Raw genomic sequence first — 17,928 nt, forward strand, 5'->3', positions numbered from 1 at the left:
TGGAAATTTAGGAGCAATTTTGCGTTGATTTGACGCTGTTTGTGAGGATATAAGGATTATATTTAGACGATCTGTGAACTTTATGACACAATTAGTAGATACTTTGAGATCCCCCTCAGATCCCATAACGAAAACAAGCCCCAATCATTTGATTGAAGCTTGTTACTCTAAAAGACTCGATTATGTTAATGCCGCTGGAGTATAGTCGCAGCTCGGGTCACTTTCCAAGTAATCACCATGCACAGCAAAGGCACGGGCCCGTGAACCGCCGCAAATATCTTTATATTCACACAGGCCACACTTTCCTTTGAGCAAAGTTTTATTTCGCAAATCTTTCATAACAGGTGAATGTTGATAGATATCTAATAATGACTGTTCACGGACATTCCCACATTTAACGGGTAAAAAGCCGCTTGGATAGACATCACCAATATGACTAATAAAAACAAAACCATCTCCATCATTAACCCCTTTTGGAGCACGGCCTAGTAAGTCTGTACGTTTCTGACTTTTCTGTATCTCCATCGCACTCGTCTCTGAACGGACTCCACTCCTATTAGAAGCAGCAGACTGCTTATTTTGTAAGAACACCCTCCGGTAATGAGGAGCTTCAGTCGCCTTCACATGGTACGGCATTTTTTGCTGTACCTCGACGAGCCATTTCATGACTTCTTCATGTTGCTGCGGGGTTAACATATCTTTTTGTTGAGCTCGTCCTGTTGGAATTAAGAAAAACAAACTCCAAAGGACTGCCCCCATATCTTTAACGACTTCGCTAATACGCTCTAAGTCATCGATATTATAGTTGGAGACCGTTGTGTTAATTTGAATAGGAATGTTTAATTCTTTTAGATAAGAAATACCTTTCATTGTACGGTCAAACGATCCATTGGTCCCGCGAAAATAATCATGAATTTCTGCATTGGATCCATCTAAACTAAATGCCCACCGTGATAAGCCTACATGCTTCGCCTTTTCAACTGCCGCTTTCGTCACTTTAGGTGTGGCACTCGGTGTCATCGAGACAGCAAGATTTTTTTCATGGATTGCATAGTGTGCCAATTGAAATAAATCTGGTCTCATAAGCGGGTCCCCGCCTGTAAAGACAAAAAGCGGGTTATTCATCTCTGCAATTTGATCAATTAATTGTTTTCCCTCTTCAAATGATAACTGCCTTGGGTCCGATTTATATTGGGCCTCCGCACGACAATGAAGACACTTTAAAGCACAAGCTCGTGTGACTTCCCAAATAACAATGAAAGGAAATTCGTTATAATTCCGGTGAATTGCATTCGTATCTATGGTCATTTTCAGCCACTCTCCTTCTAAAGCAAAACTTCTACTTTGACTATAAGAGAAAAGACTAGTTTTGACTGTGAGCTCTATCACAATCACTCTTTCAATTTAAAGTGATTGATTTTCTCTTGCAGTCTTTCCGACATTCTCGTTAATTGACCCGAAGCTGCACTCACTTCTTGCATCGCTGCAGTTTGCTGCTCAGTTGAGTCGGCAACGAAGTCTGTATGGGTTGCATGCCTCTCTGATATGGCTACAATTATTTTTGTTAATTCTACGATTTTTTGGATTTCTACATTCATTTCTTTTAACGTACTACTAATATGGTAGACATCACCTGTAATCACATTAATGGATTCTGCAATTTCATGGAACGAATTACCTGCTTGATTCATCACTTCTATTCCGTCTGTTACCGTTTGGTCACCATGAGATGATGTTTTGACAGCTTCTGTTGTTTCTTGTTGTATCTGTGATATCAACTCTCGTATCTCTTTTGTTGCAGCTGAAGACTGTTCTGCCAGCTTGCGAACCTCATCCGCAACTACTGCAAATCCCTTCCCGTGTTCTCCTGCACGGGCAGCTTCAATAGCAGCATTTAATGCCAATAAATTGGTTTGATCTGCAATGGCTGTAATCATCGATATGATTTCGTTAATTTGTTCTGATTTTCGATCAAGACCATTCATCGTTTCTTTCATGGAAACTGAATTCTGTTTAATCCTCTCCATTTGCTCAATGGCACGCTTAATCACTTCGTCACCTGTATCAGCCTTTTCATTTGCTCGTTTTGAAACCTCAGAGGATTGTTTCATTCGTTGCAGCACGTTATCCATATCATTCGAAATTTCAGTAATTACTTCATTAATATGGTTGGATTTCTTTACTTGCTGTTGCGAATCTTCTTGAATACTTTTAATTCGATCTGAATTAAGCTCCGTTGTTGTCGTCACTTGTTTTGCTTGTTTGGATAATTGCTCTGATGTTGCTGCGACTTGGTAGGAGCTTTCAGAAACATCTCCAACCATTTCTTGCAACTGGTCAACCATCGAATTAAAATCATTGGCTAATTCACCAATTTCATCTTTCCGGTTAATCATTAAACGCGGCGCAGTTAAATCGCCTTGTGCGATTTTTTTGGCATACACAATAAATTCTGAAATAGGTTTCATGGTTCTGCTAACAAACCAAATGGTCACGATTGTCGTAATTAGTAGAGGAATAATCCCGAATAAAATACCGCCTTTCACCTTATCCCATGTTCTCTCGTGAACTATGCTTGCATCAAAATCTATGGCACTAATCGCAATCATTTCTTTACTTGTATCGTGATCTTTAAAGATGGGTGCATAGCCTGTAAGTCGTTTCATTCCGCCAAACTCATAAATGTCTGAATAATGGGGATGCCCCATTGACTTCATCATATGTAAAGCTTCTTTGTCTAAATAAAACATATCGCCTGCTTGAAATCCTTGTGCTTGCAAATTTACATCTGCGACTAATACCTTTCCTTCAAGTGAAAGGATGTATTGTGTTTCAAATATGTCTTTATGATCAACTGTCCAGCTAATTAATTGGCCAATTTCATCGGCTTTCGATAAGTCACCTTGTGCAAGTTGTTCAATATCAGTTGGGTTTAATAGGCCTGTTGTTATATTGGCGCATCCATACAGTTCAATAGCCGCTGCTTCTTTTACTTTTTCATAAATAATTCGATAATTTGATATGGAAATTATGACCATTGATATAAAAATGGTTGTAAAAATAATTACTCCTAATTTCATAGTAACGCTCGTTTTCTTCATATAATCACCTCTTATATTCTTCCTTCTTTTACTAGATTGTAACTATATTCATAATTTTCCGTTGTGAGAAAAGTCACATCTTAAATAAAAGAAAGGTACTAAAATAAAGTTATATTGGTTTTACTTTAATAATTAGGAGTGAAAATGATGATTACTGGAAATGTAATTGCGGTAACTAGTGGCAAAGGCGGCGTTGGCAAATCAACAGTATCTGTAAATCTAGCTCTTGCTTTATCTCGATTAAATAAAAATGTAGCTATTATAGATTTAGATATTTACGGCTTTAGTGTACCGAAGATCTTAAATATCACAGATCGTCCCAAAACGATTAATAATAAAATCATTCCTGTTGGCTCACATGGGTTAAGTGTTATGTCCACTGGATTTATGGTACGCGGAAATAACCCTATTGTTTGGCGCGGTCCAATGCTTGGACGAATGATCGAACACTTTTTTAAAGACGTGATTTGGGGTAAACTTGACTATGTAATCTTAGATATGCCACCAGGGACTGGAGATGTGGCGCTTGACCTTCATCATATGGTTCCTGAATGTAAGGAGATTATTGTTACAACGCCTCACCCAACAGCAACACATGTAGCTGAACGAGCAGGGACGATGGCGCAAAATACTAACCATGAAATATTAGGTGTCATCGAAAATATGTCTTATTTCTCTCCTCCCGATCAAGATAAGAAGTATTATCTTTTTGGAAAAGGCGGCGGCGAGACATTAGCCCAGACATTAGATACTAAACTATTAGCTTCATTACCTATGGCTCTTCCAAATGAAAATGGTGAAGTTCCTTCTATTTTTGATGAAACTACGAATTTATTTGTTCATTTTAATGAACTCGCCCAGCAAATTGATGGAGTTTTATTACATCAAAAAACAGCAATAAATTAATTTTATACTTGCAGAAAAGCCGTTTCCAATCGATATGGAAACGGCTTTTCTTATGGGTTAATTCACTCTTTCTTATGAAGCTTTTATAATATCCTAACCCGAAAAAAGAAGCCGACTCAATGGACGAGTCGGCCTAAATGTGTAGATCTGACTATGAGGAATAACGTAAAGTTCCCATAGAATAGTTAATTCAGTTTGGGTCTTTACAGATTGTCAGTGAGATCATATAAGGTTTAACCACCAATAGCCGACATCGCTCTTACAGTTGGGGTCCCTTGCTCATACATAGTATGCCCCATTTCATGACTTTTCGGCTTTAGAAATAACGCTCGCTTATAAGCATCAATAAGTGCGTGATGGTCATAGGCTAGTGCTTTTACAGGAACTTCTGCTTCCCAGAACAAACACGATTTCAGATGTCCATCCGCCGTTAGGCGAAGTCGGTTACAACCAGCACAAAACTCATTAGAGATCGGATGAATTAAACCAAAGCTCCCTTTCGCATTTTCAAAAGAAAAAGTTCGTGCTGGTCCTGCCAGTTGCTTTCTTTCGTGCTCCGTATAGATGCCAATCGTTTCAGCTATATTTTTTACAATCGACAGAGATTGATATTGTTTGGACCATTCGGATTGTTGGTTTCCAATCGGCATGTATTCAATAAAGCGAATTTGTATATTTTCTTTCATCGTCCACTTTAAAAAGGTTTCAATCTCATCCACATTGTAGTCTTTTAATAAAACAACATTTAACTTGATGGGATGTAACTGATGATCGATTGCTGCTTGAATTCCTTCTAGCACATCCTTCAGTTTTCCGTTTCTCGTAATCTTCGTATATTTTTCTTCATTTAAAGTATCAAGACTGATATTTATTCGGTTTAAACCAGCGTTCTTTAACGCTTGAGCATACTTTGCTAGGAAGATACCATTCGTCGTAAGGGCGATATCTTCTATACCATGAATTTCTTTTAATCTCCCTATTAACGCTGGAAGGCCTTTACGAACTAGTGGCTCTCCTCCTGTTATACGAATTTTCTTTATGCCTAGTTGTGCTCCAGCTTGAACAATATTCACTATTTCGTCGTCTGTAAGTAGATGTTGAAAACTTGTACAATCATGAACCCCGTTAGGAACACAATAATGACAAAGGAGATTGCATCGATCTGTCACCGAAATCCTTAAGTAATCATGTTTCCGATCAAATCGATCAACTAAATTCATATCATCACTTCCTTTAACCTTACTTTATCAAATGATGATCGTTTATTCTGTGAAAAATATCACTGACCATAAACTTTATTAAATTAAAAACATTACAAAAAAAATTAAAATCTTGATGCAATTTATTTAAGAGTGGTCTATAATAGAAAACAACTTTACACTTTAACGCTTTTGGGTGTTAAAGTGTAAAGGGATTTTCACGCTTTTGATATACTTACATAAATCTAGGGGGAACTATGATGAAAAAGAAATCGTTGGTAACTATTCTCTCTTCCATTGTTTGTCTTGTTGGACTTACAGCTTGTGGAGGAACAAACAGTGTAACAAATGAATCGAACTCAAATGCAACCGAAGTTATTACACTTAAGGTGGGACATATTGCACCACCTGGAGAGGCTTATGCACTCGGGTTTGAAGCTTATGCAGAAGCTGTGGAAGAGGCTACAAATGGACAAGTACAATTTGAAATTTTCGGTAACGGTTCCTTAGGGGGCGAAAGAGAGTTATTAGAAGGAGTTCAATTAGGAACTATAGATATGAGTGTAATTACAACGGGGGTAGTCAGTAACTTTGTTCCAGAAGTTACTGCCATTGAATTTCCATTTCTATTTAGAGATTTAGAGCATGCTTATAAGACATTAGATGGTGAAGTAGGTCAAGAAATATTAGAGATCATGTCCAACTCTGGGTTAAAAGGAATTGCCTTTTGGGAAAATGGCCAACGTCATTTAGCGAATAATGTAAAACCAATTATGACTCCAGAAGATTTAAAAGGATTAAAAATGAGAACGATTGAAAGCGAACTATTACTAGATACGTATAGTGCTTTAGGGACAAATGCTACACCGATGGCGTTCCCAGAAGTATACGGTGGTCTTCAACAAGGGGTTATTGATGGATCAGATTTTTCTTACGGAGTAATTTGGAGTACTAATGTGTACGAACAAACGAAATATCTTTCTGAAGTAGGATTTTACTATGCATCTGCGACACTATTAATCAATCATGACGTATACAACTCGTTACCCGAAGATATTCAAGAAGCAATTATAAATCTAGGAAAAGAATATGCACAAATTCAACGTAACATTTCTCAAGAGTTAGAAGCTGAGCAAAAGCAAAATTTAATTGATAATGGCGTCGAAATCATTTCTAGCGAAGATCTAGATCTAAATGCTTTCCGTGAACTCGTAGAGCCTGTATATGAAAAACATGCTGAGAAATACGGAGAGTATATTCAGCGAATTCAAGCTACGGAGTAAGGGAAATACAAAGTAAGAGCGGCTGACTATTGTCAGCCGCTCCTTTATTATATACCAAGAATTTGCTTTGCTCGCTCTACCGTTTCTGTTTCGGGTGGACTCACATGAGAAAGCGGATATTCTAACCCTAATTGCTCCCATTTATAAACGCCCATTTGATGGTATGGGAGTATTTCCACCTTCTCAACATTCGATAAGGTGTCGATAAAAGAAGCAAGTCTTTCTAAATCTTCGTCTGCATCCGTTATACCTGGAATAAGCACATGGCGAATCCAAACAGGCTGTTGTTTTTCAGCAAGAAGCTGAGCAAACTGTAAAATGTGTGTGTTTGGAACCGTTGTTAACTGCTTATGCTTTTCATTATCGGTCTGTTTTATATCTAGTAAGAATAAATCTGTATATTGGAGAAGTTCATCTAACGACTTAAGGAACGACTGACTCTTTGAAAAGCAGCCTGCAGACGTGTCGATCGTTGTATGAAGCCCTAATTCTTTACATCGTTTAAATAAGGCAATTAAAAAGTCAATTTGCAGAAGTGGTTCTCCGCCACTGACCGTAACCCCGCCGTTCGATCGTTTTAAATACGGGATATACGTTTCAATGTCCTGAATTAGATCGTCTACATCAACCGGTTCACCCTTTTTTTGTTCCCACGTATCAGGATTATGACAAAATTGACATCGTAACAAGCAGCCTTGCGTGAAAATGACATAACGAATTCCGGGCCCGTCTACCATACCTGATGTCTCTACTGAATGCACGTAACCTTTCATAATTAGAAGCCCCTTTTGAATAAATTCATGATGATATTTTTAGAATATAGTATTACCTAACTTAAATGGTACCAGGCACCTTTAGCCGACTAAAGGTGCCTGGTACCTCACTTTTTATGTGACACCTATATCTTTTTATGTGATATTCATCCTTTTATGATGGACCATTTTCACACTTATTTATACTGGTGTTACTAATTGCTTTCCTCCAATGGAGTCATGGAATGTACGGTTAATTACATCTAATTGCTGTTCTCTTGTTAGTTTAATAAAGTTCACCGCATACCCTGATACACGAATGGTTAATTGCGGGTATAATTCAGGGTGATCCATTGCATCTAATAATGTTTCGCGGTCAAAGACGTTGATGTTTAAGTGATGCCCGTTCTTCTCTGAATACCCATCTAAGATAGCAACTAAGTTTGTCGTGCGGTCTTCGGATTCTTTACCTAACGCCTTAGGAACGATCGAGAATGTGTTTGAAATTCCATCTAGTGAATGTTGGTACGGTAATTTTGCCACCGAATTTAATGAAGCGAGTGCTCCTTTTTTATCTCTTCCGTGAAGAGGGTTTGCGCCCGGTGCAAACGGCTCGCCATCTTTTCTTCCGTCTGGTGTATTTCCTGTTTTCTTCCCATAAACCACATTCGAAGTAATTGTTAAGATGGACATTGTCGTTGTAGATTGACGATACGTATCATGCTTTTTCAACTTTTTCATAAAACGTCTGACGATATCTTGAGCAATTTCATCGACACGATCATCATTGTTTCCGTATTGAGGGTATTCCCCTTCAACGATATAATCAACAACAATTCCGTTCTCATCACGGACCGTTTTTACTTTTGCGTGCTTAATGGCACTTAATGAGTCAGCAACTACAGATAGACCTGCAATTCCTGTCGCCATCGTACGTAAAACTTCATTGTCATGAAGAGCCATTTCAATGCGCTCGTAATTATATTTGTCATGCATAAAATGAATGATATTTAATGTATTAATATAGAGCTCAGCTAACCATTCCATGACATGATCAAACTTAGACATTACTTCTTCATAGTCTAAATATTCACTCGAAATTCTTTCTAACATCGGTGTCACTTGAATTTTCGCTTTTTCATCAACCCCACCGTTAATCGCATATAAAAGCGTTTTTGCTAGATTTGCTCTGGCACCAAAGAATTGCATTTGCTTCCCAATCCGCATTGCAGATACACAACAAGCAATTCCATAATCGTCACCAAATTCTACACGCATTAGATCATCATTCTCGTATTGAAGTGAACTTGTTTGGATCGACATCTTCGCACAATAGCGCTTAAAATTATCTGGCAAGTTCGTTGACCAAAGCACAGTTAAATTCGGTTCTGGTGCTGGACCTAGGTTTGATAGAGTGTGAATGAAACGGAACGACGTTTTTGTGACTAATGGTCTGCCGTCTATTCCAACACCGCCAATTGATTCAGTTACCCATGTCGGATCGCCACTAAAGAGATCGTTATAATCAGGTGTTCTCGCAAATTTGACGAGACGCAGTTTCATGACAAAATGATCGACTAATTCTTGTGCTTCTTCTTCTGTTAAACGACCTTCTTTTATATCATTTTCAATATAAATATCGAGGAACGTTGAGACTCGTCCTAAGCTCATCGCTGCTCCATTTTGCTCTTTTATTGCAGCTAAATAGCCAAAGTACAACCATTGAAAAGCTTCCTTTGCCGTGGTTGCTGGCTCTGAAATGTCAAAACCGTAAGAAACAGCAAGTGTTTTCAATTCTTGAAGCGATTTAATTTGTTCAGAAATCTCTTCTCTTAAACGAATCACTTCTTCAGACATTTTGTTACCCATTTCTTGAAGTGATTGTTTCTTTTCGTTAATTAAGAAATCCACACCGTATAAAGCAACTCGTCTGTAATCACCAATAATCCTTCCACGCCCATAAGCATCCGGCAAACCGGTAATAATCCCGACTTTTCTCGCCAGTTTCATTTCGTCTGTATATGCATCAAATACACCTTGATTATGTGTTTTTCGATGCTCCGTAAAAAAGCGATCTACTTCTTGATCCATCTTATAACCGTATGCTTCACAAGCTGTTGCTGCCATGCGAATACCACCGTATGGCTGTAATGAACGTTTGAACGGTTGATCGGTTTGGAAACCGACAATCGTTTCCTTCTCTTTGTCTAGGTATGCTGGGCCATGTGATGTAATAGTAGAAACGAGTTCAGTGTCTAAATCATATACACCGCCGTTGTCACGTTCTTTTTTCGTAAGCTCCATCACTTGTTCCCATAATTTTTTAGTGTTTTCGGTTGCTCCTACAAGAAAAGCGTCATCACCATCGTAAAGTGTATAATTCTTTTGAATGAAGTCCCTCACATCAATTTCTTGGTTCCAATTACCTTTTCTAAAACTGTTTAGATGACTCATCTTTTTTCACTCCTTGAAAATTAACAATGGGATTAAGACGCTATCAAAATGACTGACTAAATACTATCTCAATATATACGACCTAGCTTATTCAATAGCGTCTTTTCTATTTTTTTCTAATTTAACTACAAATTTAGTATAACAATTCAGTAGTATTTGAGACTGTGAAAAAAATCACAAAATCGTGTCAGCTATCGTTCTGTTCACGAAATAGTCGTAATTCAACAGCCCCTCTATCTATTCTCTTATTCTTCGCAAACCAGCTTCACATCACCATCTGAGACCTCGATATTATAGACCTTAACCTGACCTTCATCAGGAGCTTGTACTTTTCCATCAATTAGTGAGATTTTCCAGTCATGCATCGGACAAAAAACAAAGTGCCCGCTGACAAGACCTTCGGAAAGAATGCCTCCTTTAGGGTGTGGACTCTTGTTTTCAATCGCACGAACCGTACCATCTGTCAGGCGAAAGAGAGTAATCTCCTCCCCGCCGACAGAAAATACTTGACCAATCATCTCTGGCAGTTCCTGAAATGAACAAAGTTTAATAGCTTGTCTTGTTTTCATCATACTAATCTTCCTCTCTACTGAACAGACACTGGTATAGTTGTTGTTTTAAAATAGGCTTGACGGATGTTTTCATCCTCATTAATTTTTTGCCACGGCTCTTCATAACGACTCACTGTTTTTTGTAGCGTTGCGTTTAATTCAGCTCGTTTTTCTGTATCAGCGACTACTTCTTTAATGTGGTCTAAACCAAGGCGGTCCACCCAGTGAGATGTTCTTTCTAAATATTTTGCTGTTTCACGGTAATACTGTATAAAGGCACCTGTCATTTCAAATACTTCTTGTTCCGTTTTGACTTTACAGAAGAAGTCACCAGCACGTAGGTCTGTACCGCCGTTTCCACCGACATACAGTTCCCAACCGCCATCAACTCCAACAACCCCTACATCTTTAATTCCGGATTCTGCACAGTTTCTCGGACAAGCGGATACACCCATTTTGAATTTATGTGGTGTATCGAGACGTTCAAAGCGTTTCTCTAATTCAATACCGAGACTCATCGAATCTTGAGTACCAAATCGACAGAACTGTGAACCTACGCATGTTTTAACTGTACGAAGTGTCTTTCCGTAAGCATATCCAGACGGCATACCTAGCTCTTCCCAAACTTGAGGAAGTTGTTCTTTTTTCAATCCGAATAAACCAATTCGTTGTCCACCTGTTAATTTGACGAGTGGCACATTATACTTATCAGCAACATCAGCAAGCTTTCTTAAATCTTCAGCTGTCGTCACTCCACCGTACATTCTAGGAACAACTGAATACGTTCCATCTTTTTGAATGTTAGCGTGTAATTTTTCATTTACAAGACGCGAATTTCTATCATCTTTATATTCTGGATTAATCATACCGAGATAATAATTTAACGCTGGACGGCATTTTGAGCAGCCTTGTTCTTCGTTCCAGTTCAGAACCATCATGACTTCTTTTGGTGAAGTTAATCCTTTATCTTTAATTTCAGCTATAACCTCATCTCGACTAAAAGTTGTACACCCACATAATGTTTCTTTTTGAGCTGTCAATTCATAGTCAGAACCTAATGCATGTTCTAGAATTTCACCAATTAATGGTTTACACCGCCCGCAAGATCGACCTGCATTTGTACAACCACCTACTTGCTCAATTGTTGCAAGTCCTTGTTGTTGAATAGCATCGACTATCGTTCCTTTAGTCGTTCCGTTACAACCACAAATAACTTCATTATCTGGCATCGCTCCGACGTCAGTCGCCGCATCCGCTCCTGGCGCTTGTAAGAAAGAAATTGTCGCTTGATCTGAAATATCTTCTTTGTTCGTTAACATTCTAAATAATCTTGAACTATCTTTTGTATCACCATATAAAACGACACCGACAATTCGATTATCTCTGACTAAAACCTTCTTATAGACACCTTCATATTCGTTATGAACTTTAATTGATTTCGTTGATGCATCATCATAAATTTCTCCAGCTGAGAACAAATCAATTTCAGCTACTTTAAGCTGGGTTCCTAACAATGACCCTTCGTAACCTTCTTCCTTGCTTCCGCACAAACGATTGGCTAAAACTTTACCTTGTTCATATAAAGGAGCTACTAATCCATAAACCACTTCTCGGTGTTCTGCACATTCCCCTACAGCATACACGTGAGGAATATTCGTTTCTAAATAATCATTAACTACGATACCACGATTGATATAAATGTCACTGCCCTTAACAAAATCAATGTTTGGAACAATCCCCGCAGCCATTATGACTAAGTCTGCTTGCACTTCACTTCCGTCTGAAAATCGAACACCCTCGACTCGGTTGGTTCCCACAATTTCAGTTGTTGATTTTGGCATGAGGAAGTTCATCCCTTGCTCTTCTAATGCTTGTTTCAACATACTAGAAGCAACTGGATCTAGCTGTTTTTCCATTAAATGTTCCACTAAATGAACGACATCAACTTGCATTCCTAAATGAAGTAATCCTTTTGCAGCTTCGAGTCCAAGAAGTCCCCCTCCAATTACAACTGCTTTTTTATGATGCTTAGCGACTTCCATCATGGTTTCGCAATCTTCAATATCTCTAAACCCAATGACTCCTGAAAGTTCGGCACCAGGAACAGGTAAAATAAATGGCTTTGAACCAGTCGCTATGATCAGTTCATCATACGGTAGAACTTGTCCTTTATTTGAATAAACCAGCTGTTGGTGCGGATCTACTTTTGTAATCATCTCATCTGTAAACAACTGAATTTCATTATCTTGATACCAGTCCCAATGATTGATGATTGTATCTACAAAGCTCATTTCTCCTTGAAGTATATTTGAAAGTTGAATGCGGTTGTAATTGGGATGTGGTTCTTTACCAAAAATCGTTATTTCAAAAAAATCACGGTTTATTTTTAATAGGTCTTCAATGACTCTAACGCCTGCCATTCCGTTTCCTATCATGACCAGTTTCTTTTTCTCCATTTTTATAACCTCCACTTGCTCACTACTTCACAAATAGGAGCATCCATCACTGGTTGTTTTGTATTTTTATGCTCTCAGTATAACAATTAAGAGTTTGCAAAAACTGTGATAAAAATCACACCCGATGACTGAAATATTTTCTATTTTGTGAAAAAGTTTCGTTCAAAAATTTGTAATAACTATTTTTACTATTGTTGAACCGATCGTTCTCAACTTTATTTACAAAGTTATACTAGTTCTTTCTATATAATCGCCCTGTTTAATTTTCTTGCTATTCATTGTTATTTGTCGTTAGTACCTTCGATTTTTTTTATTTCCTGTGAAAAAAATCACACTCAACTTTTTCGTTTGGTTGTATCATCAGTTTTGTAAGAAACATCGATGTGAAGAAAATTAAACAATAGTATTTGGAGGAATAGATCATGGCGAAAATTACGAAATGGGAGCCAGAAAATGAAAGTTTTTGGGAAAGTGAAGGAAAGAAAGTTGCAAGAAAGAACTTATTGATATCCGTATTTTCTTTAATCTTAGCTTTCTGTGTATGGCAATTATGGTCAGTTACAGCTGTTCGATTAAATGATGTAGGCTTTAATTTCACTAGCAGTCAATTATTTACGTTAGCTGCTTTACCTGGATTAACTGGGGCAACATTACGATTATTCTATACTTTTATGCCAGGCTTGATTGGCGGTAAGAAAACGACATTACTTACAACTGTTGTTCTTCTAATTCCTGCAATCGGTATTGGGTTTGCTGTTCAAAACCCTGAAACAAGCTTTCAAACAATGGTCATCCTTGCTGCTTTATGTGGACTTGGTGGAGGTAACTTAGCGTCTTCAACAGCTACTTTAAACCCATATTATCCGAAAAAAGCAAAAGGTACAGCCAACGGAATTAACGTTGGTATTGGAAACTTAGGAGTTAGTGTAGTTCAGTTCTTAACTCCAATCGTAATCGGTTTAGGGTTTATTGGTGCTCTAACTGGTGGAGGTCAAACTTTACCAGATGGCAGCGTCGTTTATATTCAAAATGCAGCATTTATTTGGGTAATTCCAATTATCGCTTCTGTAATTGTTACGTTTTTCTTTATGGATGAACTTCCTGTAGCAAAACCAAGCATTAAGAGTCAACTTTCTGTTCTAAAAATGAAACATATGTGGATTATGACTTGGCTATATGTCATGTGCTTCGGTTCATTTATCGGGTTCGCAGCGGCATTTCCATTATTAATCCGTTCTGAGTTCCCAGAAATCGATGTTATGAAGTTTGCTTTCTTAGGTGCATTAGTTGGTGCTTCGATCCGTCCTTTCGGTGGTTGGCTTTCTGATAAAGTGAATAGTGGTGCAAAGGTAACATTCTGGACGATTGTCGCGATGATCCTTGCAACATCAAGTGTCATTTACTTCTTAAATATTAATAACTTTACTGGTTTCTTAATTTCATTCTTAGTGCTATTTGCTGGAACTGGAATTGCAAATGGATCTACTTTCCGAATGGTACCGTTCATTTTTGAAGAAAAATTTGCCGCACCTGTTCTAGGGTTAATTGCTGCATTTGCTGCATACGGTGCATTCTTTATTCCAAAAATCTTCGGTTGGTCAATTGACACAACTGGATATGCTAACTTAGCTCTATTTATCTTTATCGGTTACTACGTAATCAGCTTAGTTATCAACTGGTACTTCTACTCAAGAAAAAATGCAGAAGTTAAATGTTAATCCAAGCGCTTAAAAGAACATGGCCTTTTCACTCCTGAGTGAAAGGCCTGTTTTTTTATTCTCATAGTAAAATTTTCGTTCCTATGAAATAATGAAGTGTAAAGGAAGATAGGAGGAATACCTATGAAAACCCATCATATTGTCGGAGTTTTATTAGCTGGTGGTGCCTCACGACGCTTCGGTGAGCATAAAGCATTATACGAGCTCGATGGAAAGCCATTTATCCAATATAGTATAGATGCTTTACATGAAAACACAGAAGAAATTGTTATTGTTAGCCAACCTGATCTTATTCAACAAATTCAACAACAAACTACATATGATGTCATTTTAGATGAAGAGCAGTTTCGAGGCTACGGGCCACTAGCGGGTATCTATAGTGCTATGAAACATGTTCATTCAGAATGGTATATGACTCTTCCATGCGATACGCCCTATATCCATTCGGAAGTACTCAACCAGCTACGCTCATATACTGAGCGTTATCCTGATAAAGATGCGATTATTCCTAAAGTTTCAGGAAGAAATCAACCATTAATTGCTATGTACAACAGACGATGCTTACCCATGATTGAAAAAAATCTAAAAGAAAATTGTTTAAAGATAGGAATGTTATTTCAGGCCGTTGAGACGGTTTTTATAGAGGAATACGAGTGGAAGCATCCTGAGGCATTTCGTAATATTAATGAGAAAGATGATTTGAGATTTAGTTAGCTATATGAATAAATAAACATCCATCAAGTGATGGATGTTTATTTATATGTCACTCTTATTACCCACCACTTACAGGAGGAATTAAAGCAACAACATCGTTTTCTTTTAGTTGTGTATCATTTTTAACATATTCTTCATTGACCGCCACAATCGTACTATCTAATGACCGTAAATTTGGATACTTTTCCAGCAATACGTCTTTTAACTGTCCAACTGTCATCGGTTCACTTTTTATTTCAATTTCTCTTTCACCGACAATTTCTTCTAATTGTGCAAATAACAAAACCTTCATCGTTACACCTCTTTAATTTCCGGCTTACCTGTTTCATATTTTACTTTTTCTAATTGGTCGCCGACCCACTCTTGCCCGTCTTCCCAATGCTCTTTTTTCCAAATCGGTACAATTTCTTTTATTCTTTCAATTGCATAGCGACTAGCTTCATAAGAGTCTGCTCGGTGAGGCGTTGATACAGCTATAACAACTGCAATATCGGTAATTTCTAAATCGCCAATTCGATGAGTAATCGCCACTTTTGCTTGCGGCCACTTTTCCTGAATTTCATCACCAATTTGAGCTAGTTTTTTTACGGCCATTGTCTCATAAGCATCATAGCGAAGAAAGACGGTTTTTTTCTCACCTGTCATCTCCCTAACTGTTCCAATAAATGTATTAATCGCGCCTGCATTACGGTCGACTACTTTATTAACGATCGTTTCAATTGAGATTGGTTCTTTTATAAGTTCAAAAAGCTGTTCACTCATTTCTTTCCTCCAATACACCATTCATAAACCAACTAAAAAAAGACTCAAAATCATCTAATAAAAACGTAGGAACCTCTAATGTAGTCGGTAGTTCAATATTCTTCCACAGTAGAATGGCTTGTATGTTTTCAAGTTGTTCTAATAACTCGATATCCTCTTCTTTTTTAACAATGACAACCTTGGGAAATGGTTCCTTTTTAAATCCTTCAATGATTACAAGATCAATTTTTAGGAACTGTTGAAACTTAAGGGCATCTTTTATTGACCAATTTGCTTCCTTATTAAAGTGCATTTGCACGGTATTACCAGCAACAACCGTCGTACCCGTAGCACCACATTCACGAAACTTTGCCGAGTCTTTTCCAGTATCAAATACTGCTAAGCGATTTTCATGCCCATGATGTTTAATAACTGAAACACTCATGTCTTTCCTCTTTAGGTACGTAATTAATTTTTCAATTAACGTTGTTTTTCCTGAATTACTGTACCCTGCCACTTGAATGAGTTTCATTCTTTCTCCCATATTGAAGCACTACCTTCTCCATTTAAAAGCAGCACCTCAACCTCCATTCCTCGCTCAAACCCTCTCGTACCACCTGGCAGCATAAGAAGAGCGTTCGCATAGGCAATGGAAGAAACGACACCTGATTTATCCAAACCGACTGGTGACACCATCAGCTTTCCGTCTTCAATCGATACTCTGCTTCTTACAAAGCGAGTAAATGGATTCGGCTTCGGAAAGTCTTTATCCAGTATGGCCTTTTCCTTTTGCAAGTGCACAAAATCAGCCTCAACTAAGCTAAGGATAGCGGGACGAGCAAACAGTTCAAAACCGACAAAGCAAGCTGATGGATTCCCGGAAAGACCGAACAAAAACTTACCGTCTTTTACGGCAACTGTTGTTACACTGCCTGGGCGCATCGCGATTTTATTAAATAAAACCTCAGCTTCAAGCTTTTTATATATGGCTGGTAAATGGTCAAAGTCACCAACAGAAACACCGCCAGTAGTTACCAACACATCGACTTCGGCTAATGTTTGTTTGATCTTTTCAAAGCATGTATCAAAGTCATCCGCTAATTTCCCATAAAATTTCGGTTCTGCACCAATCTTTTGAATTTGCGCTGCGATCATATATCCATTACTATTACGGATTTTTCCTGGTTCCAACGGTTGGTTAACTTCTAATAATTCTGAACCAGTAGCAATAATTCCTACAACTGGCTTTTTATACACGGGCACTTTCGCATAACCGAATGTCGCCAATAGTGCAACTGTTCCTTCATTAATTTTTGTACCTTTATCAAGTAACACCGAATCGTTTTTGACATCTTCACCTTGTCTGGATATATTATCACCCGACGCTACTTTACGTTTAACTTGTATGTATGTCTTCCCGTTCTCGTGTACCTCTTTAACGAGTTCAAGCATGATGACAGCATCCGCACCGTTGGGAATTTGTGCCCCTGTCATTATTCGGATCGCTTGTTTTGCTTGAAGCGTTGCTTTGGCCACTGTTCCTGCACCAATCTCCTCAATCACTTCTAATGGTACTGGGTTATCTGAGCTTGCGACTTGCGTATCTTCACTTCGAATCGCAAATCCATCATATGGTGATCGATCGAAAGGTGGTACATCGTGGTCAGCTTTTAAAGGCTTCCCCAAGTAACGACCGAGGCATTCATCGATGGTTACATATTCCACCTCGCCATTTCGATGGACATGGTCCATTATTTTATTCACAGCATCTTTTACAGGTATTGGGGTTCTTCTTTCTACCAATGACGTATCCTCCCTAAAACTACAATGATAGCTTACTTTTTCACTAAAAATATGGAAAGCAACACGTTCCAATTCCATAAATTTCGACATATTTATTATACACTAAACACGAGTTCATTAATATTGCAGGGGCTTCTAAATCGTATAATTCTGGCGACTTTAACGATCGTGTGAGCGATAAATTCTCTCAATTTTGAGAATTGCAGTAGATAAAGGAAATTGGCTATCATAATAAAATGATAGGAAGATT

Annotated in this window: 15 protein-coding genes; 4 read left to right on the plus strand and 11 right to left on the minus strand. The window is 38.1% G+C overall.

Translation table 11 applies throughout. The features are described from left to right. Nucleotides 1-180: 180 nt before the first annotated feature. Nucleotides 181-1,308: a TIGR04053 family radical SAM/SPASM domain-containing protein gene (locus tag N7Z68_RS21410; protein WP_275120507.1), complete on the minus strand. Its 1,128-nt coding sequence runs from the start codon at nucleotides 1,306-1,308 to the stop codon at nucleotides 181-183. 83 nt (nucleotides 1,309-1,391) lie between these two features. Next, the gene (locus tag N7Z68_RS21415) at nucleotides 1,392-3,101 is read right to left on the minus strand and encodes a methyl-accepting chemotaxis protein (RefSeq protein WP_275120508.1); all 1,710 of its coding nucleotides are present in this window, start codon (nucleotides 3,099-3,101) and stop codon (nucleotides 1,392-1,394) included. Nucleotides 3,102-3,245: 144 nt separating this feature from the next. Between N7Z68_RS21415 and N7Z68_RS21420 the strand changes: the two genes are divergently transcribed. After that, nucleotides 3,246-4,007, plus strand: a complete 762-nt coding sequence (locus N7Z68_RS21420; RefSeq protein WP_275120509.1) for an Mrp/NBP35 family ATP-binding protein — start codon at nucleotides 3,246-3,248, stop codon at nucleotides 4,005-4,007. A gap of 233 nt (nucleotides 4,008-4,240) precedes the next feature. Here the strand turns inward: N7Z68_RS21420 and moaA are convergent, their stop codons facing one another. Then, entirely contained in the window at nucleotides 4,241-5,227 is a 987-nt protein-coding gene (gene moaA, locus N7Z68_RS21425; RefSeq protein WP_275120510.1) for a GTP 3',8-cyclase MoaA, read from the minus strand. A 239-nt stretch (nucleotides 5,228-5,466) separates the two neighbouring features. Here moaA and dctP point away from each other — a divergent pair, with 239 nt between their 5' ends. Next, nucleotides 5,467-6,489, plus strand: a complete 1,023-nt coding sequence (gene dctP, locus N7Z68_RS21430) for a TRAP transporter substrate-binding protein DctP (protein WP_275120511.1) — start codon at nucleotides 5,467-5,469, stop codon at nucleotides 6,487-6,489. A gap of 47 nt (nucleotides 6,490-6,536) precedes the next feature. On the opposite strand, the gene pflA is transcribed toward dctP, so the two are convergent. The 4 genes from pflA to nirB form a co-directional block, all read right to left on the minus strand. Next, complete coding sequence (gene pflA / locus N7Z68_RS21435) at nucleotides 6,537-7,265, minus strand: pyruvate formate-lyase-activating protein (RefSeq protein ID WP_275120547.1); 729 nt, start codon at nucleotides 7,263-7,265, stop codon at nucleotides 6,537-6,539. 177 nt (nucleotides 7,266-7,442) lie between these two features. Beyond that, nucleotides 7,443-9,695, minus strand: coding sequence for a formate C-acetyltransferase (gene pflB, locus N7Z68_RS21440; RefSeq protein WP_275120512.1), 2,253 nt, complete (start codon nucleotides 9,693-9,695; stop codon nucleotides 7,443-7,445). Nucleotides 9,696-9,940: 245 nt separating this feature from the next. Then, complete coding sequence (gene nirD / locus N7Z68_RS21445) at nucleotides 9,941-10,267, minus strand: nitrite reductase small subunit NirD (protein WP_275120513.1); 327 nt, start codon at nucleotides 10,265-10,267, stop codon at nucleotides 9,941-9,943. Nucleotides 10,268-10,281: 14 nt separating this feature from the next. Further along, nucleotides 10,282-12,702, minus strand: coding sequence for a nitrite reductase large subunit NirB (nirB, locus tag N7Z68_RS21450; RefSeq protein ID WP_275120514.1), 2,421 nt, complete (start codon nucleotides 12,700-12,702; stop codon nucleotides 10,282-10,284). A gap of 422 nt (nucleotides 12,703-13,124) precedes the next feature. On the opposite strand from nirB, the gene N7Z68_RS21455 reads away from it, so the two are divergent. Next, the gene (locus tag N7Z68_RS21455) at nucleotides 13,125-14,420 is read left to right on the plus strand and encodes an MFS transporter (RefSeq protein ID WP_275120515.1); all 1,296 of its coding nucleotides are present in this window, start codon (nucleotides 13,125-13,127) and stop codon (nucleotides 14,418-14,420) included. Between the two features lie 123 nt (nucleotides 14,421-14,543). Further along, nucleotides 14,544-15,134, plus strand: a complete 591-nt coding sequence (locus N7Z68_RS21460; RefSeq protein ID WP_275120516.1) for a molybdenum cofactor guanylyltransferase — start codon at nucleotides 14,544-14,546, stop codon at nucleotides 15,132-15,134. 58 nt (nucleotides 15,135-15,192) lie between these two features. Here N7Z68_RS21460 and moaD read toward each other — a convergent pair whose 3' ends face one another. The 4 genes from moaD to N7Z68_RS21480 are packed head-to-tail and all read right to left on the minus strand — an operon-like array spanning nucleotide 15,193 to nucleotide 17,678. Further along, nucleotides 15,193-15,426 carry a molybdopterin converting factor subunit 1 gene (gene moaD, locus N7Z68_RS21465; RefSeq protein ID WP_275120517.1) on the minus strand — a complete coding sequence of 78 codons (234 nt, stop codon included), beginning with the start codon at nucleotides 15,424-15,426 and terminating at the stop codon, nucleotides 15,193-15,195. 2 nt (nucleotides 15,427-15,428) lie between these two features. Next, a complete protein-coding gene (locus N7Z68_RS21470; protein WP_275120518.1) occupies nucleotides 15,429-15,896 on the minus strand; it encodes a molybdenum cofactor biosynthesis protein MoaE in 468 nt (155 codons plus the stop codon). Continuing rightward, nucleotides 15,889-16,407, minus strand: a complete 519-nt coding sequence (mobB, locus tag N7Z68_RS21475; protein WP_275120519.1) for a molybdopterin-guanine dinucleotide biosynthesis protein B — start codon at nucleotides 16,405-16,407, stop codon at nucleotides 15,889-15,891. Before mobB ends, N7Z68_RS21470 begins: the two co-directional genes overlap by 8 nt. Beyond that, a complete protein-coding gene (locus tag N7Z68_RS21480) occupies nucleotides 16,404-17,678 on the minus strand; it encodes a molybdopterin molybdotransferase MoeA (protein ID WP_275120520.1) in 1,275 nt (424 codons plus the stop codon). The genes mobB and N7Z68_RS21480 overlap by 4 nt, the downstream gene beginning before the upstream one ends. Nucleotides 17,679-17,928 lie beyond the last annotated feature (250 nt).

The sequence above is a fragment of the Alkalihalobacterium chitinilyticum genome (assembly GCF_029028005.1).
GTDB classification, from domain to species: Bacteria; Bacillota; Bacilli; order Bacillales; family Bacillaceae_F; genus Alkalihalobacterium; species Alkalihalobacterium chitinilyticum.